Consider the following 24,392-nt stretch of genomic DNA (forward strand, 5'->3'; position numbering starts at 1 on the left):
TTCGCACTATTGTTAAACTAACGGCGTGGCATTCGTGCTATCTCCATCGACTTGTAAGCACTATGTGCCAAGGAGTAAGAATGTCATTAACCATAGCAGGACTTAGCCATCAGGTCTCGGACGGCCATGGCCAACGACAGTTGCTGTCAGATCTAAGTTTAGCAGTGGGGCAAGGTGAATGCATTGGACTGATGGGGGACAGTGGCAGCGGTAAAACCACCTTACTTAATCTTATTGCTGGGCTAGAGCCAATACAGCAAGGACAGATCACCCTTGCTGGGGTTGAACTGGCACAAGCGAGCGAACAGCAGCTGAGTGGGCTGAGAAAAAAACAGTTAGGGATAATCTTTCAGCAGTACAACTTATTATCTAGTTTATCGGTTCAGGATAATATTGCTTTCAGCGCCCGTCTGGCAGGGCGCTACGATGCCTCTCTGTGCCGCGATTTGGCACGACAGTTAGATATCCAATCCTTATTAACGCAATACCCTTCGACTCTTTCTGGTGGCGAATTACAGCGCGTCGCGATTGCTAGGGCGATGAGCGCCCAACCGAAATTACTGCTTGCTGATGAGCCGACCGGTAATCTGGATGATAATAATAGTGCTGGCGTGGTGGCGCTGTTGGTCAAGTTAGTTAAATCTCACGATACTGCACTCGTGCTGGTTACACATAGCCACAATGTGGCGGGCAAAATGGACAAAACCTATCAATTAGCGAATGGTCAGCTAACCTTAATTAGCAAGGTACTTTGAAAGGGGGGATAGATATAAATAATCAAGTTGGCCGATGCAATTGCGGTGGATATGACGGTGAATAGACATGATGGTAGATAAAAATGATGGCGGCTAACCCTGTAGTTAATTTGATTAATCGAGATGCTTGGCAAGAGCTGCGGCTGGTATTACAAACCCAAATTGCCGAATATAACCATCATCGCTTATTACATTTGGGGTTTATTTTTAGTTTAGCCATCGCGACCAGTACCTTGTTATCCATTCTGGTATTAAATCATGCGAGTAAACAGCAATATCAACAAGCTAATGCGCAATTAATCAGTCCAGTCGGTTTTTATATTGTCGCAGAGCAAGGCGCTAGAGTAAGCAAACGTGATTTTGCTGACTTGCGCAGGCAAGGTTTTACGCAAATAACCCCGGTATTAACTTTTCGAAAACAGCTTACTAATGGCAAGCGCCTGAAGTTTTTTGCTATTGATATGCTGCCCCTGAGTATTGCTAACCCCAGCCAATTTAATCATCAAGCGGTCTTGCTAACGAAAGCACATCTTGCGTCTCTGGCTATTGATGTAGATGTAAACGCAGACGTTAATCCGGTACTGATATTGGCTGACAAGACCGTCATCCCCATTGCTTTAACCACTAGCGAGCAATGGGGCAGGGTGGCGCTACTTGATATTGCGCTCGCTTGGCAGCTATTTCCCCAACAAGTTGATTTTACTTCGTTAATGGTTGCGCCATTGACGGTGCCGCAGAAGCAAGCATTAGCGGCGGCATTACCCGCGCATCTATCGCTTAACGAGCCTTGGTCATATCAACAACGCAGTGGTTTCGCTGATGCCCTGCATCTTAATCTGATGGCATTAGCGGTATTAGGATTTATTGTCAGTATGTTTATTGCGTTTCAAGCCGGAGAACAGGCTTGGCATAAACGCACTGAATTAGCCATGCAGTTACGTTTGTTGGGAGTAGCGCTAAATACCATCAAACTAGCGATGCTGATTGAAGCTTTATTGTTGGTGCTGGTGGCCAGTATTGTCGGGATATTGATTGCCGTCGCCTTGGTGACTGTGTTGTTACCGTTAATGGGTTTAACGTTTAGTCAGCTTTATTCACTCAATATGACGGGTCATTTTGCTTGGCAATGGCAATATGGGTTATGGGCTCTGTTTATCTCATCAGTAGCAGTATTGCTGGCATTAGCAAAGCAATTTAAGCGCATCAGTACGGCTCATGTCACGTTATCTGCCAGTGCATTAACGGCGCGTTTTCCACGATGGCTAACTTTAACCGTAGGCGTTAGCTTATTATTGTTATTTAGCTGGTGGCCTAGTCATAGCTGGTATCAGATCATGCTGAAGTACGGCTGGTTATTGTTCGCGAGTGTGGCGCTGTTACCGCATTTTTTACAAGGGATGCTGTTGCTAACTGGGCTTTGCTTTAAGTTTTTTCAAGCCAATTATTTCCGAGGTAATGCTTTTCGGAGTGACTATATCTTCAAAGATGCCAGTAACCAGATTGGCCGGCGTTATTTACCCTTGGCGGCGTTCTATTTAGCCCTCACTGCCAGCATTGCCGCCGCCTTAATGATTCACAGTTTTGAGGGCGCGTTTGTGCGCTTTCTCGATCAGCAATTAAGTGCCGATTTGTTTATTCGTTATCACCATGGGCAAAAGTCGCAGGTAGAACTTGGATTGCAAAAAAACGCTGATGTTGATGAATATATTCTGCATCAACATACTTGGGCGAGGATGGATAATGATGCCGTTAAAGTCTCCAGTTTCCAATCACCACGGCAGCTAGCATCGCTATTATTAAAGTCGTCATCAATTAAGACCAAATCGGGGTGTTTTATCAATGAGCAGCTCGCGCTTAACCAGCAATTGACCGTCGATCAATCAATTACTTTTAGTCAGGGTGATAAGCAATATAGCTGCCATATTCAAGGTATTTATTATGAATACGGTTACCCAGGATTTTCGCTGACTTTAGATGATCCACAAGCAAATAAGTTATTTACGGGTTGGGTTCATAGTGGTTTCAGGGTGTATTTTCATCCTGACAGCGTTATCGATAAACAAGCTGTAGCTATGATGCTGGGGCTGGCTGATGAGCAAGTATATGAACCCGCACAAGTAAAAAAATTAGCGTTGGAAGTTTTTGCGCAGACCTTTTTACTGACGCAGTTGATCGCGATTGTATTACTGGTGATTGCTTGTTTTGGGCTATTTTTATCGGCTAACGGCTTAGAGCTGGCACGTAAAGCTGATTTATATATCCTTAGCAGTCTGGGTTATAGTAAGGTTGAGTTGTTTGTTCATATGCTGATGCAATGGTGCTTACTTGCTGTTGGTTGTGTGATCTTGAGTTGGCCAATCGCTACGATACTGGCTCATGCATTGGTGAGCCAAGCATTACCGGCTTCTTTTGGTTGGTCAATGCCACTGCTGTTTAATGTCGGATCTTTTGCTGTTAGCAGCATATTGGGATTGTTATTTCTGTTGCCTGCACTGAGTATCCCGCTGTATAACTTGAATCTAAGGAGTCGCAGATGAAATTACGTAAGCTTTTAAAATTATGCGTGTTTTTAGTCTTATTAGCACTCTTGTTATTGTCTTGTGAACCAGAAGTGAAAACGCCTTCTGGCTTGAATCGAAATCCGCTGAAAGGCCAAGATAATGAGTCGCAATATACGCAAGCATCAGCAGAAAATAAGCTTAGTTTTCCGCAAGATCATTTACCACATAAAGATTATCGTCATGAATGGTGGTATTTAACGGCGAACCTACAGAGTGACACGGGAATACGCTTTGCTACGCAGTGGACGTTATTCCGTACCGCGGATAATCGAGCGCATTGGTACTTTGCTCATGGTGCGCTGGCGGATACTAAGGTGCATCTTGCTAGCTTCCGTCAAGGTCGGGAAGAGTTTGCTAATGTTACGATTACCGAGGAGCCTTTTAGTGCTGCCATTGATGATTGGTTATGGCAGTCGTCAGCGGCGCAATTACCTTCAAAGTTATTACCTTCAGAGCTATTGCCGGCACTGCTTAGCTATGGTGCTGCAAGGTCGGACGATGAAGCGTGGCAGGTAAAATTATCGTTGGCGACGGAGAGTTCATTTTTTCTGCAAGGCGAGCAGGGCTATAGTAAAAAACATCAGCGTGAAGCGATCGCTAGCCATTATTATTCCCAACCGTTTATTGACGTTGAAGGTAAAATATTATGGCAGGGGCAATGGTTGAATGTGACTGGCTCAGCATGGTTTGATCGTGAATGGGGGTCGGCAATGCTCGCGCAGGATCAGCAAGGGTGGGACTGGTTTTCTCTGCGTTTATCAACCGATAAGGCGTTGATGATTTACCGTATTCGTTCTTCTGAACAGGATTTTATCTATGGCAGTTTGATGCACAGTGATGGCAATATTGATATTCTTGATACGAACGATATTAAGCTGATAAGTCATGTTAGCGATACGCTAGATTATCCCTACGCTTTTGACTTGCAGGTGGAAAAACAAAGTATTGGTTTGAATGTCGATTTACGTGTCGCGGTGATTAATCAGCAGCAGATCATGCGTTTTGGAATTGAATATTTTGAGGGTATGGTTAGCTTTAAAGGAACTCATGTCGGAGAAGGGTTTGTGGAAATGACGGGTTATGTTAACTAAGCAATTGGCGGTTTCACGTTTAGGCTTTGCATCTTCTGAGCGACTCTATAAATATTTAGGTGTGAAACCGGGCTCTGTATCTTTACAGGCTACAGTCCATGAAGTTCGGGTTATATCGCAATAGTTCACTCGAACACTATTGCGAACGCAATGAGGGACCTGCTATATCAATTTCATCTCTTGTACTCGTTTGTCTATTAATCTGCCACATTGCTCTTTTAATAAATTACGTAGCCATATCTGTGCTGATGAGTGTTCGCAGCGAGGGTGCCAAATAAGTGAATATTCAAAAGGTTCAAACTCAAAGGGTAAAGCTTTCACAACCAGGTCATGTTTTTCTGCCATTAAATAGGCTAAATCAGCAGGTACAGTGATAATCAGTGGCACTTTATCAACAATCGCTAACGCTGCTTCTAGATGATAAGCCCGTAATACAGTATTAGGTTTTTGATGGTCACTAAGCGCAGTGTCAATAAGAGCCTTCACGCCATCACTAATAGCAATCAATGCATGTGGATAAGCAAGGTAATCAGCTAAGGTCAGCTTTTTGTCTGCGAGTGGGTGTGATTTCGATAACATGCAAAAAACACTGACTAACCCCAATTTTTCGTACACTAATGGCTCGATACTATGAGTCGGACGACAGATCGCCATATCAGCCCCTTCTGCTGTTAATTGATCCAGCATCTGCTCTTGCTTAAGTGGAGAGAATTCCAGTGAAATATTTGGCGCGTCTTCATAAATTCGCGGTAATGCATAGGGTAAAATTGTCTGCATTGCATAATCGGTGGTGGCGATAACAAAATGCTGCTTGCATAGTTTTGGATCGAAATTGGTAGGTGACAGTAAAATGCGCAGTGATTCTAACGGTTCATTAACTGCGTTACTAATCTCTATTGCGCGTTGTGTCGGTTGCAGGTGTTGGCCCTGACGAATAAAAAGCGGGTCATTGAGTAGTTCTCTTAATCTTCCTAACACTCTGCTCATCGCTGACTGGCTTAAGTTGAGCCTCACTGCACTGCGTCTAACACTCCCTTCTTCTATCAGCACTTTTAACGCGACTAATAGATTTAAGTCTCGACGATAAACTTCTTCAAGCTCCATATCTACATCCACAATATAACTAAAAAGAGGCTCATTATGGCCAACAATAAAAGAGACATCCAACACTTATTTAAGAATGCTAACTTAATAGTTGCGTTTTATGCATGTATATTGTGATTTTTATTCATTTGTTTCATGTATTGCTTTTCTTTACTATCCAGGATCATTCTACTGCGATAGGAAACATCAATGTTTTCTCAGTCACTTTTTGCACAACTAATACGTATGTTTCTATTACTGATATTTACGCTTTACGGTGTGCAGCAATGCCAACCATTAGTAGATGCATTAGCTAAAAATGCAACAAGCGGTGGTTGTCACCAGCAAAATTCACTTAAACACGAACACATGGAACATCATTAATGAGTATTTTTCGTTTTCCTCTTTTAGTTTGGGCAGGCATAGCAATATTAATCGTTAGTTTAGGCATCAGACAATCGTTTGGTATCTTCATGCTGCCAATTTCAGATACTTTTAATACCGGGCGTGAATTTTTTAGTTTTACCATCGCATTACAAAATCTACTCTTTGGTGTGTTTCAACCTTTTGTTGGTATGGCTTCTGATCGCTGGGGTCCTAAGCGCATCATTATATTGGGTGCAGTGGCTTATGCTGCGGGTTTATATCTGACGTCACTAGCAACTGACCCAAGCTGGCTATATCTCACCCTAGGTACGCTGGTTGGATTCGGGTTAAGTGCGACAAGTTACGTTGTTGTTCTTGGCGCTGTTGCTCGTGTTGTTCCTGCAGAGCACACTGCAAAAGCGTTTGGATTAACAACGGCTGCGGGTTCGTTTGGCATGTTTGCAGTAATACCGGGTGCACAATCACTATTGAGCAATATTGGATGGCAGAGCGCCCTGCAAGTGTTTGCCTTAATGTGTTGTTTAATGATCGCGTTTGCTTCTTTTATCAAGAACAACAAGACTTCCGCTGCTACAAATACAGCTATTGATGATTCACAAAGCTTAAGCCAGGCGTTAAAGGAAGCGTTTAATCATCGTGGTTATTGGCTTATCCACGCCGGTTTCTTTGTTTGTGGTTTTCATGTCATGTTTATTGCAACTCACCTGCCTAGTTATCTCGCCGATAAAGGACTTCCTATTGCGACTGCGGCAATGGCGCTAGCCTATGTTGGTATTTTTAATATATTCGGATCTTACTTCTGGGGCGTGATGGGGGATAAGTTCGACAAACGTTACGTCATGACATCCTTGTATTTAATCCGCTCAGTCGTTATTGGCGCTTTTGTTGTATTACCTGTTACTGTGGATACCGCCACTATTTTTGGTGCTGCTATTGGTTTTTGCTGGTTAGGCACAGTGCCACTTACCTCTGGTTTAGTACGCCAAATATTTGGGGCTCGGTATATGTCTACATTATATGGACTGGTGTTTTTTACTCATCAAGTTGGTAGTTTTTTAGGTGCTTGGGTTGGCGGATTAATGTATGACTATTACGGTTCTTACGATCCAATATGGTGGTCAACAGTTGCGATGGCACTGTGCGCTGCGTTGCTCCACTTACCGATTAATGATCGCCCTGTACCACGCTTAACAGTCGCAACCGCAACCTAATCATTGGTTGATAACGTTGCAATAAAGTGAGCCTTTATCACTTATTACATCCTAGTAGTAAAAGGCTCATGGTACTAAATCGATTTTATATAGCGTTATTGTTATTCTCTTATTTATGCTGGTACCAGGCTATTTTTTTATTCGGAAGGTCAACGTATTAATCTCAATTTATCCATGCTTTCTGCGAAGTAATCCTTTAAGTTCACACCTTTTTAGCTCAAGCTCTCACTCGATTTTGCCCCAAACTGAGTTAGTGCTGTTACTCAGCCATGATATGTTCATACCGATTTCCCATACATTTACTCATGTGAGGGATTTGTCATATCAAAACAGCACACGCGAACCCGATTGCGAGCTCAATTGTGAATAATTAGGACACCTTTACTAATAATAGTGTATATCATAAGACCTCTAACTGAGTGATTTGGTTTTTTATATAAACTGTTGAATTTTGGGGTGTTATGAAAATTAATCCGATAAAATTAGGAATTTCTAGCGCAACAGTATTTGCATTGTTTTGGGTTATTTGTAGTGCGATCGTATATTTTGTCCCAGGGCAAATGATGTTGATGACAGGGCATATGGCGCATGTTAATTTAAGTGCTATGCATTGGACGCTAACTTGGTCAGGTTTCTTTATTGGCCTTGTTTCTTGGGCAGGAATCGCGGGCGTTACTGCATGGCTGATAGCCACTATTTACAATGTAGTGTCAGGCGCTGACTAGACTGATTTTGCCATGAAATATCTAATCTAAAATCACTAATTTCGAGTAGGTAATCTAACTTGTTCCTGTCCAGCAATGGCTTAGATCAATAACATTAACTCAATAATAACGCTAAGCCGAATTTGTCCACCTCTGGCTTAGTGCAATAAAGCTAAGCTTACACGTTAATACACTCCTTGCTCATTTAGAGTTACGTCCTCAATACTAAAATGTTAACCATCATAATTTCAGCGAAAGATAGAAGAAGTATTACAGCCACAATTATCTAAATATAATTAAGTTTTTAAATGTAAATAAAATAATTGTGTTGTAGAACATAAACAAAAGCACCCCATGAATAATGCTTCATGATAAGGTGGTAATTAATGTATAAAAAATTATAGTTTTCATTAACATCGATAAAATTGAGTTGCAACGTTCTTATTGGTCGGGTTGTTAATAATGAAAGTAATAAAAACATTAATACTACTAAGCATACTCTTCGTGGTTACAGGATGCTCAACTAGGCTTGAAGCTACATTATCGAGTTAAAATGCTATGACAAACCTCAAAAATTCAACACAGATCAAGGCTGTCAATTTATCAGTGAGGCATTTACAAGCAGATAGAAGCAAGAAGGAATTCAAATCAATATTGATGGGGAAACACCGGTGGATTGATAATTTTGCCGCATAATAACTTAAACTTGTTACGAGTACCTTTTACATTTTATGCGTGACTCTAAATACGTATTTTTATCTTGAAATAAGTGGTATCCATGAAATTCTTTTTTGTGTCATTTACTCTTTTTGTTTTTTTGTTTAACGTTAATTCGATAAGTGCACAGCCTTATGTAGAATTAGATAATCTCAACAAAATTGAATTAGATGAACATAACCTCTGGTTCCAGACTCAATTGTTAGATAAAAGTCTTAGCTTTGTCAAATTAAGACAATTGTACGAAAACGCTAATCGAGTCACGTCTACATTTGGCGGTAGTGGCGCTTATGTCACAAAGATTAAATTAACGAATACAAAGGGGCAACAAGATACTTGGTTTGTCAATCTAGAAGCGGTCTATTTAGATATCGGAACTGCTTATTGGCAGCCTGAACACGGTGAACCAATACGGTTAGAAAACTTTGGCCAGGTTGGGAATGAAAACCCAAAGTTGGCACATTCACAAGTTTTTTCACTTCCATTAGACCATGAAGAAAGTGGCACACTTTGGGTTTATATTCAGGCAAAAATGTTTGCGACACCTGTTGTCATCAAGTTTTACAGTAAAACAGAGTTCTATAGCAAGCAATTCCTTATAAATAGCATCACCTCAATTTCATTTACAGTGATGATGACACTAGCCTTAATCGCTTTCTTTATATACCTCAGAACCAAGTATGTAGTTACATTGGCCTGTACAGGTTATATCGGTATACAAGGCTTAGGTTGGTTTACAGCATCAGGAAGCTTCGGTCATCTATTGGCAGTGTCGGCATTTAATCCTGTTTATAGCGGCATCATCATATTTCCTTTTGCTATAGCTTCAGCCTGTCAGTTCACTAAGTTGCTATTTAACTGTCAGCAAGACCACCCTAAATTGGCAAAAACATTTAACTTACTGTCAATAGTCAGCTTGGGCTTAGGCGTGCTGATGCCTTTTTTACCCTTTACTGTGAGTTTCCTTATATCACACATTCTCGCAACAATATGGATTCCGCTTTGTATTGGTACAGGCGTATTTATGCTCGCGAAGCAGGACTTCAGAGCGAAGTATTACTTAATAGGCAACTCTTTATACGGTCTCACGTTAATGGGATATGTTTTATCTCATCTGTATCATATTGACTGGGATATTTCACTCGAAGTGATAGTCCAAATTGCATTGACCATTGATTGCATATGCATACTGCTTTCCTTAGCTGAATGGTTGCAAATACAACAAAAAGAATTTCATCGTACCTATGCTATTTCGCGTATTGACCCATTAACACAAATTGGTAATCGCTTTGCTCAAAACGAGAAACTGGCTAGTTTAACAGGACCTTATTGCATTACTTTTATTGACCTTGATGGTTTTAAAAAAATAAATGACAAACTCGGCCATGATGAAGGCGATAAAGTGTTGATTGCAGTAACAGATATAATGCAAAAGAAACTGCATGAGTTAGGTTCTATATTTCGCTGTGGTGGTGATGAGTTTATTTTAGTGGTCGATATTAAAAATCCGCAACATGTTGAATCGCTATTAATGCAATTGTCTGACCTTCTACTAGAAACGGAAAAAGAACTACAAAAAATCAGATGGAAAGAAGCTGGTATTAGCTTTGGCATTGCGACGAGTTTTGAAACCCTAAATCAATCCGAGTGTTTATCATTAGCCGATCAACGTATGTATAAATACAAACAAGATAAGAAACAATGTGCCAGTATTGTTCACGGCTTATGTGAGCGTTAATCTCAATTCAGGCATGATTTTAGTAATGTGGACTATATCATTTGAAACTTAAACACTAAGACATCCTGTCCAAATCTGGCTTAGTGTAATAACGCTAAGCCAGATTTGCCCCATTCTGGCTTAGAGTCCTTACTCTGTCATAATATGCGCATATCGATTTGCCATATATTTGTTATGGATAAGTTCTGCGGGTCAATCGGCAACCGAGTTTTATATGGGGCTATATAAATACAATTCTTATTTTTTCCTCGGTTTATTTGATTTAGAATCGTTATTTTCCATTATCTATTTGTAATTAATGACAAATTTGGTACTGTTTATGATAGTTAAATTAAAGTGGCATTCACGGTATACGGAATTCCGAATACTAAGACGTTAGGCACCTTAATCAGAGAATCATTTGTGTTAGATTTAAACAAAGAAATTGATGAGCTAAAGAAGTCCTTTAAAGAAGGGAACGCATTAACGAGAGTTGTAATGGCTATGGGATTTATTCTTTCGCTAAGCTCTCTTGCAGAACTGTCTAGCAAAATTGTAGCGTGGAAGGGATTTATATTAAATGGGTTGGGTTTCTATCGTTCGATATTTGTTGAACCTGTAACTTACCTAACATCGAATGTTGGTTTGAGTTATACCGAACTAGAGATTCACGTCGCAATTGTTTCTTCTATTTGTATTGCTATAGGAATGCGTGTTCAGGCAATGGGGCAAAAAGTAGCTTTTCGCAAAATTAGTGAAAAATACGGAAGCGAAGTTAAACCTAATCTTACATTTTATTGGGTTTTAGCAATAGTAGCGCCAATTGGTATATGGCTATGGTACGGGCTTGGTGATCCTACTATTCATACGTGGTGGGTCATATTTGTATCAATGTTTCTGCCACTTTTTATGACTGTGCCGAAGTTTATTTTATCTAAACTTGGTGATTGTGAGTTTTTCGAGCGAGGTAGTTTTAGCTATTTTAAAAGCTACTACATCTATATTTCTTCCTTGCTCTTAATCATCTGTATATTGGCCGCCGTTAATTCTGGCCTTAAAGATAATCAAAAAATGCCTAACAAATCAATGCAGCCGACCGCTAACGCGTCGGCTGATTGAGACGTTAGTGTTTAGGCAAACATCAACTTAAGAGCTATAAATGGATCAAGACTTAATAAAACAAATCGCTTTAGAGGTGATGAATGAAACATTCATCACTAATTGGTACTTTTATTTATTACTTCTATGTGTTTCAACCATAGGAGCTTTTTTCGGCTCTCTTTTAAAAGGTTTTGGAAAAGAAAAGAGTAAGTACCTAGCAATTGAATCAAGCTTAGAAACGATTGCTAAACAAGTTAAGTTAACTACAGAGACTTCAGAACAAATTAAGACTGCCATAGAGCATAACGTATGGCGTAAGAAAGAACTTGAAACACTTAAAAGAGAAAAGTTAGAACAATACTTTCTTCATATTTCTTTGTTAAACAATTCTCTAAATAATGAAATGATTTCAACGTTTTTTGGAGAAAAAGTAGAACATGATCCAGAAAGTTTTACCAAGGCAGATATGATTCAATCTTTATACTTGCCAGAACTTTTGGAAGTTCACCTTGAATTATCTAAAGTAGTAATTGAATTTCAAACTTGGATCTCAGATGGGCTTTTTATAATCGCTAGTCAAAGTAAAGCACAAACAAAAGATCCTACGCTCATGCAAGCACACATGAAAAAGCAACCAATATTATTAAAGAAATTGGCTAATCCTATTGTTAATGTGCTGCAAAAGACTAAAGAACTTGCCTTAGAAGTAAACACCTAATTAATGCATTTGTGGAGCATGCTAACAAGGCATTTAGCGGACTAAACCGAGAAAGGAGTTCGCGTTGAATAAAAGTGCAGTAAAGGATTTGTCAGCCAATGCTCTAGAGGTTGCTCTAGACAATGGATTAGAAAATGGAATTTTAAAAGATATACCTGTCTTTGGTACTGCTATAAAAGTAGCTGAACTAACAATGTCTATTAGAGACCACTTTTTCTTACAAAAACTTAGCAAATTTATTTTTAAACTTGAAAGTCTCTCAGATAAAGAAAAAAGTGCTATTAATGATTTTTCTCGATCTCCAGACAGTGAGAAAATCTCGAATAAAATAATTCAAGTCATAGATAATGTCACTGATATCGAAAAGGCAGAATTAATTAGTATATTGTTTATTTCATACTGCTCGGGGGAAATTAACAAGTCAAACTTTTTAAGATCTGTGGATACCATTCATAACTACTTTATTGATGATATTACTGAGTTTGTTTCTGCATCAAACCTCTGGTTTTACACATACGAAGATTTGGAACAACAAAACCTTGAAAACTTGGTGGGTAGTCCTTTAATCAGAGAACAATTTATGGATCGGCAGGATTTAATCCGCTCCGGTAGAGAAAGCGAAATAGGTATCACCAACTATGAAAACTCAAAATTTGGTGAAATTTTTAGAAAGGCGTTAACGTAATGGCTAACAAGTCAAAGCACTCAGACTTGGTGACGTGGTCGTCTTTTGGTTCCAAAAAGCCACCAACTTCACCAGTCGGGTGTTTGAGGCGTTACATTTAATATCATTTAATTACTGAGGGGAATATGAGTCTTATTTCGGTCAAAGTGAGTGTGAAGGTGCTTGATCATATTCGTTCTTCAATTAGCAATAATCAAGAACAAATTGCACTTAAAGTTGTATCTGGCGACTTATCTTACATCATCGATACAATAAGTAAGTCTCGTAAAGTTCAGTTAATAATGGCTGGGCAGTTAGTTGTGACCTTAGGCGATACATCTGCAATCTGGAGAGCACATCAGAAAGACGTAACAGACTTTGATATCTTGTTTAAGATGCTAAGCAGTAAACCAGATAAAGAGTTTGTTTTCTCCTATAAGTTGATCGGCTAACAAGTCAATTTCATCATACTTTATGTAATGCGAACCATACCCTTTAAAGCTTAGGCTCTAAGCCAATTATGTCCAGATACGGCTTAGATTGATCGTTCTAAGCCTTGTAATAACGCTAAGAAGCGGCATCGACTCCTGATAACGAGGCCTTCAGGCGCAGCATTCCGTCGTCAATAGATACCAAAGGCTGGTAACCTAGATCCGCTTTTGCTGCGCTAATATCAAAATAATGGCTAGTCGATAATTGGCGCGCGACAAAACGCGTCATCATTGGCTCTTGAGTCTTGCCTAACCACAAGTATAGATACTCTAGAACGGTACCGACCACGTAAGCCAGTGGTGCAGGTACTCGTTTTGTCACCGGTGGTAAATCGGCACAATGGAGTATTTTATTGAGCATGCTGGCCATAGTGATAGGCTGGTCATTACTCAAGAAATAACATTTACCGGCACAAACGGGTGTGGGTTCGGCAAGTTTTAACGCCGCCAAAATATGCGCATAAGCGGCATTGTCGATATAGATAGTATCGACGAGTTTATCCTGTTTACCGACTAATTTTAATCGCCCTAGTTTGGCGCGCTCGATGACTCGTGGCACCAAATGTGGATCGCTTGGTCCCCAAATTAAATGCGGTCTCAATGCCACAGTCTTTAAATTATCACTGTTAGCGGTCAGCACCATTTGTTCGGCAAGTGCTTTCGATTGGGCATAATAATTTAAGAATGACTGAGCATAAGGCTGCGATTCATCGATTCCAGCTTCGTCTACTCCCGTAAACGTCACACTTGGGGTGCTGGTATAAACTAAACGCGTAATAGCCAATGACTGACAGGCTTGAATGATGTTTTCAGTACCTTGCACATTGGGCTGATAATATTCTGCTTTCGAGCCCCATACACCGGCTTTTGATGCGACATGGAATACCAGGTCACAGTCCTTCATCGCAGCTGTTAGTGTCGATAAATCACTTATATCGCCTTGTATCATGTTGACACCTAGCTTTGTTAAGTGCGGATAATTACCTCGGGCGAACCCTGTAACTTTAATACCAGCCGCGCACAATGCTTGGCAGATACTGGTTCCTAAAAAGCCACCAGCACCAGTGACAAATACATGCTTGGTGGTTGCAGATAATGCCGTCAGAGCTTGCTGTTCTGCTGGTGGACGTGAGCTGAAATTCGTCATGTTAAAACCTTGCTTAGGAATCGGGTTAACGATTATAGGGTGCTTGTTTTTGTGCCCATAGCGCTAATTTCTCACGAAATATTTTAGCATTGTGGCGAATATCAACGGGGAAGTTCGGATGAACTAAAAATGCGCTGATTGCGGCTGTTTGCTGATGTTTACTGCCTATTTCTTGAAGTTCACCAAATAACTGTTCAGTAGAGATAGCACTGTCATCTTTTAATTCGACACACAACAAAGGTATGGTTTCACCTTGGTATTGGATCCCGACCAGTGCAGTACGTTTAACTTGTTCATGAGTGTTGAATATACGCTCACAAGGAATTGAAAAGTAGGGTTGGCTAGGGGTTATAACACTGTGCGCTTTACGCCCACACATCCATAACTGACCTTGTGCATCCAAATATCCCAGATCGCCCATACGGTGACGGAACACTGGCTGTAACTCGGTACTGGCGGAGTCTTTGATCTTGGCTAGTTGGGTCGCAGCATCGCGATGATAATAGCCTTGACTGACCACTTGTCCTTTCACCACTATCTCACCAATTTGGTTGCTGGCTAAGGTTAAGTCATCATGCCAATCCGTAATGACATCTTCGGTGATGGCAATAATCGCGACTTCCACATCTTTGATTGGCTGGCCAACACAGATACCACCACCATTGTCAGTGACATCTTGCATGGTAAGCAGCGCTTTACTGCCAATTTTGGTCAGAGGTAAAGATTCGGTGGCACCGTAAGAATTCCACACTTCTACATCAGTTTTAAGCAAACGGGTAAAGTGCGATATTGACGATAAGGTTGCTGGAGCGCCAGCAGAAATTACCCGTTTCAAGCTAGTTAATAACAGCTGTGGTTGCTGTTTACTGCCTGCTTGGCCAAGAATTTCAATTAATGCCGGATTAGCAAACAGGTTAGAGCATTGGTATTTTTCAATGGCTGCAAAGATAAAATCAGGATTTGCGGTTATCGGTTTACTGGCATCCATATCGGGCACAATTGATGCCATGCCGAGCGCCGGGCCAAATAATGAGAATAACGGGAAGGTACTAAGATCTCTTTCACCTGGTTTGATGCCGTAGTCATCACGCAGAGCTTGTATTTGCCCTTCAAACATCTGGTGACTATAAACAACGCCTTTAGGCACGCCAGTGCTGCCACTGGTGAATAAAATGGCGCACAACTCACTCGGTTCAAACAACGCAATGGGATAGAGCTTAACAGGTTCTTGTTCTTGTTCTGCGATGCTAGCTCGGTGATCTGTTAATAACCGGCCGAGACTCATTTGTCCTGTAAGACGAGATAGTTTTTCACAACCACCGACGGTTAGACTCAGTTTGACACTGGGTTTACCCCAGCCAAACAGTTTACGCGCCAGATGGGCTTTGGGAATACCAATGAAGGCATCCGGCGTTGATTCACTAAAACACTGCTTGAGGTTGCGCACTCCCATGCCAGGATCAACTAAGATCGGCACGATACCGGCTTTAAACAACGCAAAGGTTAAAATGAAAAAATCGATGCTTGGCGTGACCATTAATACCGCTTTCATTCCTCGCGTTATGCCGTAAGCATTTAGCGCATAGGCGAGCTCATCACTTTGTTGGTTCAGAGCCGATAAATCGATCTCGTCATAAAAAAGCTGGTCTTTACGGCTACGCTGCACTGCGACCGCGAGCGAGTCGGGAGTTGCGAATGCAGCATGTGAGAGATGATGGCAGAAGTTTATCGCTTCTGGCGTAGTATTAATGGTCATACGAATTATCGCTTTTCTGTCATGAAGTCGGTGATTAAGCCAATGACTTCATCGCTGGCGTCTTCGAGAATATAATGACCGCAGTCATCAAATTCATTTACTTGCGCGTGCGGCATGCGTTGTTTCCATTGCGCTAAAAAGTGCTTATCAAACACAAAGTCTTTCAGTCCCCAGCAGATTAGAGTCGGCACTGTTGAAAACTTGCTCAAACTATCGCTAATATCAGTGACGAGTTGGTAATTACGATCACCAGGCTTCAGTGGAATGTCTTGCACAAAACGCAAGGTAGAAATACGGTTACGCCAAGAGTTAAAAGGTGACACATAAGCGCGTCGTACTTCTGGGCTCATGGCTTTACGACGCACGCCGACAATCGAAGCGATAGATGAAAAGGCATTGAAGCCGCGCACTAAAAATGTACCGACAAAGGTATCACGACAGATCCACAATGGCAGTGGAAATGCTTTTGATAATGGCAGATGAAAAGCTGCAGTATTTAAGATCACCAGACGTTTGATTCGCTCTGGGTAGCGCGCCGCATAACCCATGCCTATCATGCCGCCCCAATCGTGGACGACTAAGGTAATGTTCTCTTTAATATCCAGATGTTCAAGTAATGCTTCTAGATCATCAATTCGATTAGCTAAGGTATAGTCGTAGTCTTTATCGTCGGGTTTGTCAGACAGGCCACAACCAATATGGTCGGGTACAATGCACTGATAATTGTTGCTTAATGCCGAGACTAGATTACGGTAATAAAACGACCAGCTCGGGTTGCCGTGAATCATGACGACTGGTTCTCCAGTGCCTTCATTAAGGTAATGATATTGCTGGCCATTACGATCAAGGTAATTACGTTTAAAAGGAAATAATTTATCTAACATATTTGATTACCACTTTAATCCAAGCATCATACAATTTAAGCCACTACCTATTCCTAAGAAGCTCACGTTATCACCTTTTCTCAAAAAGCCTTGTTCATCGGCCATCGCTGCGGTTACGGGCAGCGATACTGTGCCCATGTTACCGAGGTATTTGAAGGTGGGGAATTCTTTATGAACCGGTATATTTAAGGCGGTTAATACTTTCTTTTGGTTGGCTGCGCCTACCTGATGACAAATGACTTTATTGACATCTTCGGGTGCCCATTGCTGTTGTTCTAAAAAGTGCTGCCAAGTTTCTTGCGCCAGTGCCACACCTTCTTTGAGTAACTTAACTGCATCGGTGCGCATATATTCACGGTATAGCTGGGTATCGATTTCTTTCAATCCCCACTGGCATAGATCGTGATGCTCAGGTGCCGATAAATGCGCTGCACTTAATAGTTGGTGATTGCGAGAGCCAGCTAAATCTAAGCTGCCGTCGGTCAATAAGATGGCTACTGCGCCAGAACCGCCAGTTAAGGTTGCGAGTGATGTAGCGTAATTTCTGATGCTCGGGTCGGCCAGCATATCATCGATAGTTACATCAACAATGTGACGTGCAGATTCACAAGAAACCACTAAACCGGCTTTGATCTGACCCAGTTCGATGCGGTTCGCGATATCTAACATACCGGATAAAGCCCCTAAACAGGCATTGCTAATGTCATAAATGGCGGTGTTTTTAGAGACGCCCAGTTTTGCAGCGATACGACATGCAGTGGCTGGTTCGTGTTGATCACGGCAAACACCGGTATATACGACAGCGCCGATATCATTGACATCAATGCCCGTTTCATCAAGGGTTTTTTGTGCGGCAAGTAACGCGCCATCAGATAACATGTAGTCTTTCGGCCACCAGCGACGTTCGGTAATACCAGTTAGTGCGGCAAGTTGACCCACTGGAATACGTAGCTTTTGATATAAAGCGGCTAAGCGTAGCTCTAGTGCTGTACTTGTTATAATTTCTGGTGCTAATTCATAAGTCAGGCTATTAATAAAAACGCGGTTATATTTCATAGATAGGTTATTTAGCTCAATAGTAAGGCGAATTATCGCCTTATTTTAGTTACTTAATTTACGTTAACGTTATTTGAGCAAGAAAGCGGTGCAGATTCAACTAAAACTTATTTCGTGTCATGCAATTTCAAGTGCAAATCGGGTTGGTTTTTATATGCTTATGGCGACTATGGGTTAATACCAGCGCGATAGCTGAACCTGTGCATAAATAGAAAATTCCCAAACTTGTTTGATTGTTGATCAGGTGTTCGATTAAAAAGCCCCCGACAATGCCAGCAATACACATTTGGACTGAACCTGATAATGCAGACACCGCGCCGACTTGTTTGCTGTGTGGCGCTAACAACATGCTTATAGACAGTGGAAAACTGATGCCTTGGGCGATAGTTAGCAGGGTAAAGCCAAATATCAGGTTCGCTAACGTCATCTCATTAAATACTAACCAACAGCCTGCCATCATCATGATGCTCGATGCTAGATACATAAGTTGATTGGTGGTGAAACGTTTATTCAATTTATTTAATATCAAGCTACCGATTAACAGTCCAGCAGAAGGAATAATCATGACTTCGCCATAATCTGCAGCACTCATTTTTAGCCCTTCTTGTAATAAGAACGGTAACAGTGACACGGAGACCAGCGTGGATAAGTAACCAATCCAGTTATAACTCGCCGATGAAATCACTTGGTAGTTTCGAGATAAATGCCAATAACCTCGTATTGTATCTTTAATCTTAAACTTGGTGACGGCATGTGGCAGGGTTTCTGGTAACACAAAATAACCGAGAATTAAAATGGCTGATAGATACAGCAAGACAAAACTGAACACTGACTGCCAGCCGAAATGCCATGCTGCCCAGCCGCCGACGACAGGGGCCACGATCGGTAATATTGATGCGGTTATCGACATATAAGACATGGCTTGTACTAACTGCGCACCACTGTAGCTATCGCGGATCACGCTGCGCCCCAATACCGAGGCACTACCTGCGCCTAAGCCTTGTAATAACCGGCCTGTAATAAGCGCGGTATAACTGTCTGGTAATAATACACACATGAGCGTACCAGCCAGATAGATACCCTGACCAAGTAAGAACACTGGGCGGCGACCAATTGCGTCAGATAATGGCCCGTAGAAAAGTTGGGATAAGCCGAACCCCATTAAAAATAAGGTAACCAGTTGCTGTACGTCGGCTTGAGACACGCCAAGATCACTGCGAATTAATGGCAGTGATGGCAAATAAATGCTGACACCAACTTGTCCTGTAGCGATGATCATCATCGCTAATGCAAGTGGGATTTTGTTAAATTTGGTTGTTTTTATATTCATTAATATAGTCTACATTAAGACTGTATTAATTATAATTCTTTGTTTTGGATGCTCATTAGGTCCTGCTGGGACTTAGTTGGCTAGCTTGTATACAGCATAATTGATACATAGATCGTCTTTATAGCAAGAATAAATATGAATTATGTTAAGGGTTTAGCATAAATATAGACACACTGTGATTTCTTACAAATCTTTACAATCGGAGTAAAGGGGTCGCTATAAACTTATGCCTTTCATCCTACAAAGGAAAAGTTATGAAAAAATCAATGCTAGCAATCTTGCTATGTTCTTCACCTGTCGCGGCCAGTGAGATAGAGGTAGATTTAAATAATCTATCGAATATCTCCAAAGCAGGCACAGAGGATCTATCCATCATCAGTGAGTTTAATGGTTATGAATTATCGGGTGCTGGTCATCGTAAAGATATTCAATTAGCAGGACTTGATTGGCAGTTTTTCTATGGTGTCGATACCTTTGTTGAAAAACCGAATAGCGATAAAATTGGCGCGTTAACAGACATCGGTGCCATTAAGCATATGCCTGGGGATGAACCTGTCCACGCCAATCGTTATAGTTGGGATGGCGGTAGTTATGCTGATTATACCGAGCAATTTAATCACGCTATGTCACTGGGTGATGGTGGTTTTAGTTTTAACGTGAAAGCGGAAGGTATTGGTCGCTATAAACTTGATCTTTATACACACAATTGGTTGTCTTCGGCGGATGTGACGGCTTGTATTAAACAGCAGTGCGTGACCATCAAAAATGACATTACAACGCACATGACAGGGGTTCAAAACAGTATTGTATTTAACACCACCTCGATTGATGATCAATTAATCGTGACTTATAAACGTGTTGCTCGTCAGTGGGACTACTCGCAGTCAGAAGGCTATCACAGCTTAGAAGCAATCAATTTAAGTGAGGTGAAATAATGAAAAAATTACTTATTGCTACCGCGGTACTGGCTTCTATTTCGATGACGGCTAATGCCGGGCTTGCTCGCTATGACCGTTCAGTGTCGCAACATAAGGCTTTTGCATTACAGACCAAGCTTGATTTCGCATGTCATATGAATGCTGGTTCCGCGACGTTAATCGACCCGTTCTGGGTGATTACGGCAAATCACGTATCCGGTTCAAAATCACAATCATACCGTAATACAGTGACCTGTACTTCGTTTGAAAAAGATGAAAATGGCGAATACACCACGATAAAATCAGTTTCTGCGTCAACCGATCCTAACGGTGAGTACGGGGAATATGAGTTTAAAGACGAAATATATGATTTCGCACTCGTTCGTTTGGATACACCAATTCGCGGCATTAAACCCGCTAAGTTAGCAACGGAAGCGCTATTCCCTAAAGGTAAACGTTATGAAGTAAATTCAGTCGGCTTTGGGAATTATAATGGCCGTAACGGGGGCAAAAAATACGTTGAGTACAATGAAGTTGATAAGAAATGGCTGGCTGAATATTCCTTTAAACCCGATCACTTTAAACAAAGTGATCTGCAGTGGTTAATCATTCATGGCGATAGTGGTTCTGGTATTACGGTTGAAAAAGACGGTGAGTTTTATCTATTAGGTGAAATTGGCGTGCAATATTATACCGAGTTTGGTTGGAGTGATACGTTTGAAGACGTGGCTATCAAACTGCCTTGGATTAATAAAGCGATGCAAGAACACGGCTTTAGTTATACTGAAGAAGTGGAACTTGATAACGTTATGTGGAGCGCTGCGTCACCAGAACATGCGGATGACTACCATGCGTACTTCAGTTATTGGAAAGCAGAAAATATTGGTATGTCTGAGACCTTTTGGACTGATGACGGTGGTTTAAAAACCATGGCCTATGCGGATGCAGGTTCAAGCTATAGTATCGAATTTGTGATACCTAAGGATAAAAATACCCCGGCGTTTGATCTGTTCGTTAATGGCCGTGCTGTCGCGGTTAATATTGACGTTAATACAGCTAAAACCGATGCGTTATTCCTGAAAGTGAATACCTTCAAAATTGACACTGATAACATCAATGTTGAATTTAAACCTGTCGGTGATTTAACCGGTAAAACTAAAATTGTATTGGACTATTTTGCAGTGAAATCGCAGTGAAAACTGAGGTGAAAACGGCGGTGAAATCGGTGAAATAACCTAAGACGGTTATAAATTAAGCCTTAACCTCGATTCCTGTCATATAGGGGATTATCGGGTTAAGGCTTTTTTTTGCCATAAAATAATATAATCATGCTAGATTAACTCTTATTAGGACTGAGTATTTGTTCAGTTGCAATGTCGTGTAAGAGGGGGCGTGATGGATTGGATTATGTGTGTGCGTAGCTACATAAAGGTGGTTGAGGAAGGCAGCTTTAATGGTGCTGCTTACCAGCTTAATACCACAGGCTCAGCGATCAGTAAGCGCATCAATTGGCTAGAAGATAAAGTAGGCGTACAGTTACTTAAGCGAACTACGCGTTCGTTAGATCAAACTGAAGCGGGTCAGTTATTTTATCAACGTTCACGGTTGCAACTTGATCAATGGATGTCGCTGGTGGACGAGGCGCGTTCAATCAATCAAACACCGACTGGCTTATTGAAGATTGGTGCGACCACCGCGGTGGGTTCTAAATTTATCATCAAGTATTTAAACGATTTTTTACTGATGTACCCTAAAATCCAAATTCAATTGTTGACGACATCACCAGGGCAAATGCCTGAAACTCATGTTGATGTGTTTATTAGCCGTGATTTAGAACAGTTAAACTCCCACAGTTATAAAGCCATTGAACTGTTTAAAAACGATGCCAAGTTCTTTGCTTCGCCAGATTATATCGACAAGTACGGTAAACCTGAAAGCATTGACGATCTTGAATCACACAATATGCTTATTTGGGGCGAACGGCCGATACGGGATGTGAAATTGTCGACGGGTAATCGTATTACTTTACGTGGTAATTTTGCTACTACCAATCCTGAAGCACTATTTTACGGTGCTAAATGTGGCATGGGCGTGTTACTTGCCAGTCAAAAAATGCTCAAAGATTTAATTGATGTTGGCGAATTAATACAGGTATTGCCTGATGTGACGGTTGACCACGGCGCAGTATGTGCTTATTACCCAACCCTTGATTATGAACATACCCGGACGCAGTTGTTTATTAAATATTTAAAAGAGCGAGTTCAAAATGAGCAAGTTAAGGAGTCATTATGATTGATTTAACGCGTATGGTCGATTTAAGCAGCGAAGAAAGTATGGCCCTTTGGCGAATAACTAATGATGGAATCATGGGCGGCTTGTCAGAAGGGCGCATGTTATTCAACCATGATCATGGGGTATTTACCGGGCATATATCGCTGGAAAACCATGGTGGTTTTAGTTCGGTGTTTCGGCCTGTTGAGGGCGTCCCGACAAAACTGCATAGCATTCAAATAGACGTACAAGGTGACGGTCAATGTTATCAATTAAGAGCTGTGGTTTTCGACAATGGCTATCGCTTAGCTTACAAACATGATTTTGAGACTGTCGCAGGTCAACGCCAAACATTAACATTTCCGCTTGTCGACTTTAAAGCTTCTTTCCGAGGGCGGTTAATCAACAATGCACCAATACTCGCCTCGTCAGATGTGAGAGAAGTTGGATTCTTAGTGAATAATCACAAAGCAGGGGACTTTGTTTTGTCAGTGTTTGGTATTGCGTTTTTGGAGCTGTAACAAGCAAAGAACAGTATCGAATTAAAGTGATTGTAACGTAGATAATGACCTAAAAATCATATGGAGGATACACAACATGGAATCAGTAGTAGCAGGTGGGTTTTTCTCATTCACCTTAGCAATATCATTGCTTTTTATTGGTAAGTTAACACTCGCTAAATATGCGTTTTTACGTACTTATAGCATCCCAGAGCCAGTAATCGGTGGCTTTATGTGTGTGGCGATCGTTGCGGCACTCTATTTTATCTTTGGTATTAAAATCACCTTTGATGTGCAAGTTCGCGATATGTTATTGCTATATTTCTTTGCCGCAATGGGTCTTAATGCTGATATTAAGTCACTGATTAATGGCGGAAAACCATTACTCATATTAGTAGCATTAGCAGCCGTTTATATATTTTTACAAAATGGTATAGGCATGACTGTCGCGAGTGCCTTTGGTATGGATCCACGCGCAGGTTTGATGTCCGGTTCTGTTTCATTAATTGGCGGTGTGGGCACAACACTTGCGTGGGCGCCTACCTTTGTTGAAAAATATGGCATTGAAAATGCGATGGAGTTGGGTATTGCGAGTAATACCATCGGCCTTATTTTTGCGTGTGTTGTTGGTGGACCAATTGCCAACTATTTAATGAAGAAAAACAGTCTGGAAGGTAACTTACAAGAAGACTTAGACATTGGTCAGTCTTACTCAAAACCACATGAAATGGTCGATAGCTACAGCCTCTTATTTGCATGGTTACGCCTTAATTTAGCAATAATGTTGGGTTACGGGTTAGACCAACTGTTAGGACAAACAGGAATTGAATTACCCTTGTTTGTTTCGTGTTTAATGGCTGGGATTATAATCGGTAATCGTACTTATAAAATATTACCGAGGCAACATGTTGAAGGTGGGGACCGTGGTTTATCCCTTATTTCAGATATCTGTTTAGGTATGTTTATTGTTATGGCATTAATGGACTTAAAAGTGTGGGAGCTTTCAGGATTGGTCGGTTACTTATCAGTCGTAATGAGTATTCAGATTGTGGTATCGGTACTATTTGCTGTTTTTGTGGTTTTCCGTTTGATGGGGAAAGATTACGAGGCGAGTGTTATTTGTTCCGGTTTTGGTGGTATCACGCTAGGTTCTACAGCGACAGCCATTGCCAACATGACTGCGGTAACAAAACAAAATGGTGCTGCGCATAAAGCTTTTATCGTTGTGCCACTGGTATGTGGTTTCTTTGTCGATATTATCAATGCATTAGCGATTAATTTCTTTGTCTCACTTTAGATAATTAACTGATTGGGGGAAAGTATCATTACTG

The 24,392-nt window shown here is 41.1% G+C and carries 23 protein-coding genes; 17 read left to right on the forward strand and 6 right to left on the reverse strand.

Annotated elements, in window-relative coordinates:
• The first annotated feature begins 80 nt into the window (after positions 1–80).
• From CXF93_RS08405 to CXF93_RS22355, 4 genes are all read left to right on the forward strand, one after another.
• On the forward strand, positions 81–755 hold the full coding sequence (locus tag CXF93_RS08405; RefSeq protein ID WP_101061979.1) for an ABC transporter ATP-binding protein: 675 nt from the start codon (positions 81–83) through the stop codon (positions 753–755).
• Positions 756–838: 83 nt separating this feature from the next.
• Positions 839–3,292, forward strand: a complete 2,454-nt coding sequence (locus CXF93_RS08410; protein ID WP_369832205.1) for an FtsX-like permease family protein — start codon at positions 839–841, stop codon at positions 3,290–3,292.
• A complete protein-coding gene (locus CXF93_RS08415; RefSeq protein WP_101061980.1) occupies positions 3,289–4,407 on the forward strand; it encodes a lipocalin-like domain-containing protein in 1,119 nt (372 codons plus the stop codon). The genes CXF93_RS08410 and CXF93_RS08415 overlap by 4 nt, the downstream gene beginning before the upstream one ends.
• Positions 4,397–4,531 carry a hypothetical protein gene (locus CXF93_RS22355; protein WP_255418832.1) on the forward strand — a complete coding sequence of 45 codons (135 nt, stop codon included), beginning with the start codon at positions 4,397–4,399 and terminating at the stop codon, positions 4,529–4,531. The genes CXF93_RS08415 and CXF93_RS22355 overlap by 11 nt, the downstream gene beginning before the upstream one ends.
• Positions 4,532–4,569: 38 nt before the next feature.
• Here the strand turns inward: CXF93_RS22355 and CXF93_RS08425 are convergent, their stop codons facing one another.
• Positions 4,570–5,511 (reverse strand): LysR family transcriptional regulator, encoded by a 942-nt coding sequence (locus CXF93_RS08425; protein WP_101061981.1) that lies wholly within the window; start codon positions 5,509–5,511, stop codon positions 4,570–4,572.
• 189 nt (positions 5,512–5,700) lie between these two features.
• Between CXF93_RS08425 and CXF93_RS22090 the strand changes: the two genes are divergently transcribed.
• From CXF93_RS22090 to CXF93_RS08460, 8 genes are all read left to right on the forward strand, one after another.
• Positions 5,701–5,874: a hypothetical protein gene (locus tag CXF93_RS22090; protein ID WP_198551626.1), complete on the forward strand. Its 174-nt coding sequence runs from the start codon at positions 5,701–5,703 to the stop codon at positions 5,872–5,874.
• Complete coding sequence (locus tag CXF93_RS08430) at positions 5,874–7,088, forward strand: MFS transporter (protein WP_101061982.1); 1,215 nt, start codon at positions 5,874–5,876, stop codon at positions 7,086–7,088. The genes CXF93_RS22090 and CXF93_RS08430 overlap by 1 nt, the downstream gene beginning before the upstream one ends.
• Before the next feature lie 461 nt (positions 7,089–7,549).
• Entirely contained in the window at positions 7,550–7,813 is a 264-nt protein-coding gene (locus CXF93_RS08435; protein ID WP_101061983.1) for a DUF5676 family membrane protein, read from the forward strand.
• Positions 7,814–8,570: 757 nt separating this feature from the next.
• A complete protein-coding gene (locus tag CXF93_RS08440) occupies positions 8,571–10,247 on the forward strand; it encodes a diguanylate cyclase (protein ID WP_101061984.1) in 1,677 nt (558 codons plus the stop codon).
• A 402-nt stretch (positions 10,248–10,649) separates the two neighbouring features.
• Positions 10,650–11,345: a heme transporter CcmC gene (locus CXF93_RS08445; protein WP_101061985.1), complete on the forward strand. Its 696-nt coding sequence runs from the start codon at positions 10,650–10,652 to the stop codon at positions 11,343–11,345.
• Between the two features lie 40 nt (positions 11,346–11,385).
• Positions 11,386–12,045 (forward strand): hypothetical protein, encoded by a 660-nt coding sequence (locus CXF93_RS08450; protein WP_101061986.1) that lies wholly within the window; start codon positions 11,386–11,388, stop codon positions 12,043–12,045.
• 64 nt (positions 12,046–12,109) lie between these two features.
• On the forward strand, positions 12,110–12,730 hold the full coding sequence (locus CXF93_RS08455) for a hypothetical protein (protein ID WP_101061987.1): 621 nt from the start codon (positions 12,110–12,112) through the stop codon (positions 12,728–12,730).
• Between the two features lie 125 nt (positions 12,731–12,855).
• Positions 12,856–13,161: a hypothetical protein gene (locus tag CXF93_RS08460; protein ID WP_101061988.1), complete on the forward strand. Its 306-nt coding sequence runs from the start codon at positions 12,856–12,858 to the stop codon at positions 13,159–13,161.
• 115 nt (positions 13,162–13,276) lie between these two features.
• Here the strand turns inward: CXF93_RS08460 and oleD are convergent, their stop codons facing one another.
• From oleD to CXF93_RS08485, 5 genes are all read right to left on the reverse strand, one after another.
• Positions 13,277–14,347, reverse strand: a complete 1,071-nt coding sequence (oleD, locus tag CXF93_RS08465; protein ID WP_101061989.1) for a 2-alkyl-3-oxoalkanoate reductase — start codon at positions 14,345–14,347, stop codon at positions 13,277–13,279.
• A 25-nt stretch (positions 14,348–14,372) separates the two neighbouring features.
• Positions 14,373–16,103 (reverse strand): olefin beta-lactone synthetase, encoded by a 1,731-nt coding sequence (gene oleC / locus CXF93_RS08470; protein WP_101061990.1) that lies wholly within the window; start codon positions 16,101–16,103, stop codon positions 14,373–14,375.
• Between the two features lie 5 nt (positions 16,104–16,108).
• On the reverse strand, positions 16,109–16,987 hold the full coding sequence (locus CXF93_RS08475; protein WP_101061991.1) for an alpha/beta fold hydrolase: 879 nt from the start codon (positions 16,985–16,987) through the stop codon (positions 16,109–16,111).
• Positions 16,988–16,993: 6 nt separating this feature from the next.
• Positions 16,994–18,043, reverse strand: a complete 1,050-nt coding sequence (locus CXF93_RS08480) for a 3-oxoacyl-ACP synthase III (protein WP_101061992.1) — start codon at positions 18,041–18,043, stop codon at positions 16,994–16,996.
• 127 nt (positions 18,044–18,170) lie between these two features.
• A complete protein-coding gene (locus CXF93_RS08485; RefSeq protein WP_101061993.1) occupies positions 18,171–19,373 on the reverse strand; it encodes a multidrug effflux MFS transporter in 1,203 nt (400 codons plus the stop codon).
• Positions 19,374–19,627: 254 nt separating this feature from the next.
• Here CXF93_RS08485 and CXF93_RS08490 point away from each other — a divergent pair, with 254 nt between their 5' ends.
• From CXF93_RS08490 to gltS, 5 genes are all read left to right on the forward strand, one after another.
• A complete protein-coding gene (locus tag CXF93_RS08490; protein WP_198551627.1) occupies positions 19,628–20,308 on the forward strand; it encodes a hypothetical protein in 681 nt (226 codons plus the stop codon).
• Complete coding sequence (locus CXF93_RS08495; protein WP_101061994.1) at positions 20,308–21,486, forward strand: trypsin-like serine protease; 1,179 nt, start codon at positions 20,308–20,310, stop codon at positions 21,484–21,486. The genes CXF93_RS08490 and CXF93_RS08495 overlap by 1 nt, the downstream gene beginning before the upstream one ends.
• 199 nt (positions 21,487–21,685) lie before the next feature.
• Positions 21,686–22,582, forward strand: coding sequence for a LysR family transcriptional regulator (locus CXF93_RS08500; protein WP_232784151.1), 897 nt, complete (start codon positions 21,686–21,688; stop codon positions 22,580–22,582).
• Positions 22,579–23,082 carry a CIA30 family protein gene (locus CXF93_RS08505; protein ID WP_101061995.1) on the forward strand — a complete coding sequence of 168 codons (504 nt, stop codon included), beginning with the start codon at positions 22,579–22,581 and terminating at the stop codon, positions 23,080–23,082. The genes CXF93_RS08500 and CXF93_RS08505 overlap by 4 nt, the downstream gene beginning before the upstream one ends.
• A 76-nt stretch (positions 23,083–23,158) precedes the next feature.
• Positions 23,159–24,358, forward strand: a complete 1,200-nt coding sequence (gene gltS / locus CXF93_RS08510; protein ID WP_101061996.1) for a sodium/glutamate symporter — start codon at positions 23,159–23,161, stop codon at positions 24,356–24,358.
• Positions 24,359–24,392: the final 34 nt, after the last annotated feature.

The sequence above is a fragment of the Moritella sp. Urea-trap-13 genome (assembly GCF_002836355.1).
Lineage (GTDB): Bacteria > Pseudomonadota > Gammaproteobacteria > Enterobacterales > Moritellaceae > Moritella.

Coding starts and splice junctions, on each gene's coding strand:
- CXF93_RS08405 (WP_101061979.1), top strand. CDS start 81: ATGTCATTAACCATAGCAGGACTTAGCCATCAGGTCTCGGACGGCCAT.
- CXF93_RS08485 (WP_101061993.1), bottom strand. CDS start 19,373: ATGAATATAAAAACAACCAAATTTAACAAAATCCCACTTGCATTAGCG.
- oleC (WP_101061990.1), bottom strand. CDS start 16,103: ATGACCATTAATACTACGCCAGAAGCGATAAACTTCTGCCATCATCTC.
- CXF93_RS08435 (WP_101061983.1), top strand. CDS start 7,550: ATGAAAATTAATCCGATAAAATTAGGAATTTCTAGCGCAACAGTATTT.
- gltS (WP_101061996.1), top strand. CDS start 23,159: ATGGAATCAGTAGTAGCAGGTGGGTTTTTCTCATTCACCTTAGCAATA.
- CXF93_RS08430 (WP_101061982.1), top strand. CDS start 5,874: ATGAGTATTTTTCGTTTTCCTCTTTTAGTTTGGGCAGGCATAGCAATA.
- CXF93_RS08480 (WP_101061992.1), bottom strand. CDS start 18,043: ATGAAATATAACCGCGTTTTTATTAATAGCCTGACTTATGAATTAGCA.
- CXF93_RS08410 (WP_369832205.1), top strand. CDS start 839: ATGATGGCGGCTAACCCTGTAGTTAATTTGATTAATCGAGATGCTTGG.
- CXF93_RS08495 (WP_101061994.1), top strand. CDS start 20,308: ATGAAAAAATTACTTATTGCTACCGCGGTACTGGCTTCTATTTCGATG.
- CXF93_RS08490 (WP_198551627.1), top strand. CDS start 19,628: ATGAAAAAATCAATGCTAGCAATCTTGCTATGTTCTTCACCTGTCGCG.
- CXF93_RS08415 (WP_101061980.1), top strand. CDS start 3,289: ATGAAATTACGTAAGCTTTTAAAATTATGCGTGTTTTTAGTCTTATTA.
- CXF93_RS22355 (WP_255418832.1), top strand. CDS start 4,397: ATGTTAACTAAGCAATTGGCGGTTTCACGTTTAGGCTTTGCATCTTCT.
- CXF93_RS22090 (WP_198551626.1), top strand. CDS start 5,701: ATGTTTTCTCAGTCACTTTTTGCACAACTAATACGTATGTTTCTATTA.
- CXF93_RS08450 (WP_101061986.1), top strand. CDS start 11,386: ATGGATCAAGACTTAATAAAACAAATCGCTTTAGAGGTGATGAATGAA.
- CXF93_RS08460 (WP_101061988.1), top strand. CDS start 12,856: ATGAGTCTTATTTCGGTCAAAGTGAGTGTGAAGGTGCTTGATCATATT.
- CXF93_RS08475 (WP_101061991.1), bottom strand. CDS start 16,987: ATGTTAGATAAATTATTTCCTTTTAAACGTAATTACCTTGATCGTAAT.
- CXF93_RS08505 (WP_101061995.1), top strand. CDS start 22,579: ATGATTGATTTAACGCGTATGGTCGATTTAAGCAGCGAAGAAAGTATG.
- oleD (WP_101061989.1), bottom strand. CDS start 14,347: ATGACGAATTTCAGCTCACGTCCACCAGCAGAACAGCAAGCTCTGACG.
- CXF93_RS08500 (WP_232784151.1), top strand. CDS start 21,686: ATGGATTGGATTATGTGTGTGCGTAGCTACATAAAGGTGGTTGAGGAA.
- CXF93_RS08425 (WP_101061981.1), bottom strand. CDS start 5,511: ATGGAGCTTGAAGAAGTTTATCGTCGAGACTTAAATCTATTAGTCGCG.
- CXF93_RS08440 (WP_101061984.1), top strand. CDS start 8,571: ATGAAATTCTTTTTTGTGTCATTTACTCTTTTTGTTTTTTTGTTTAAC.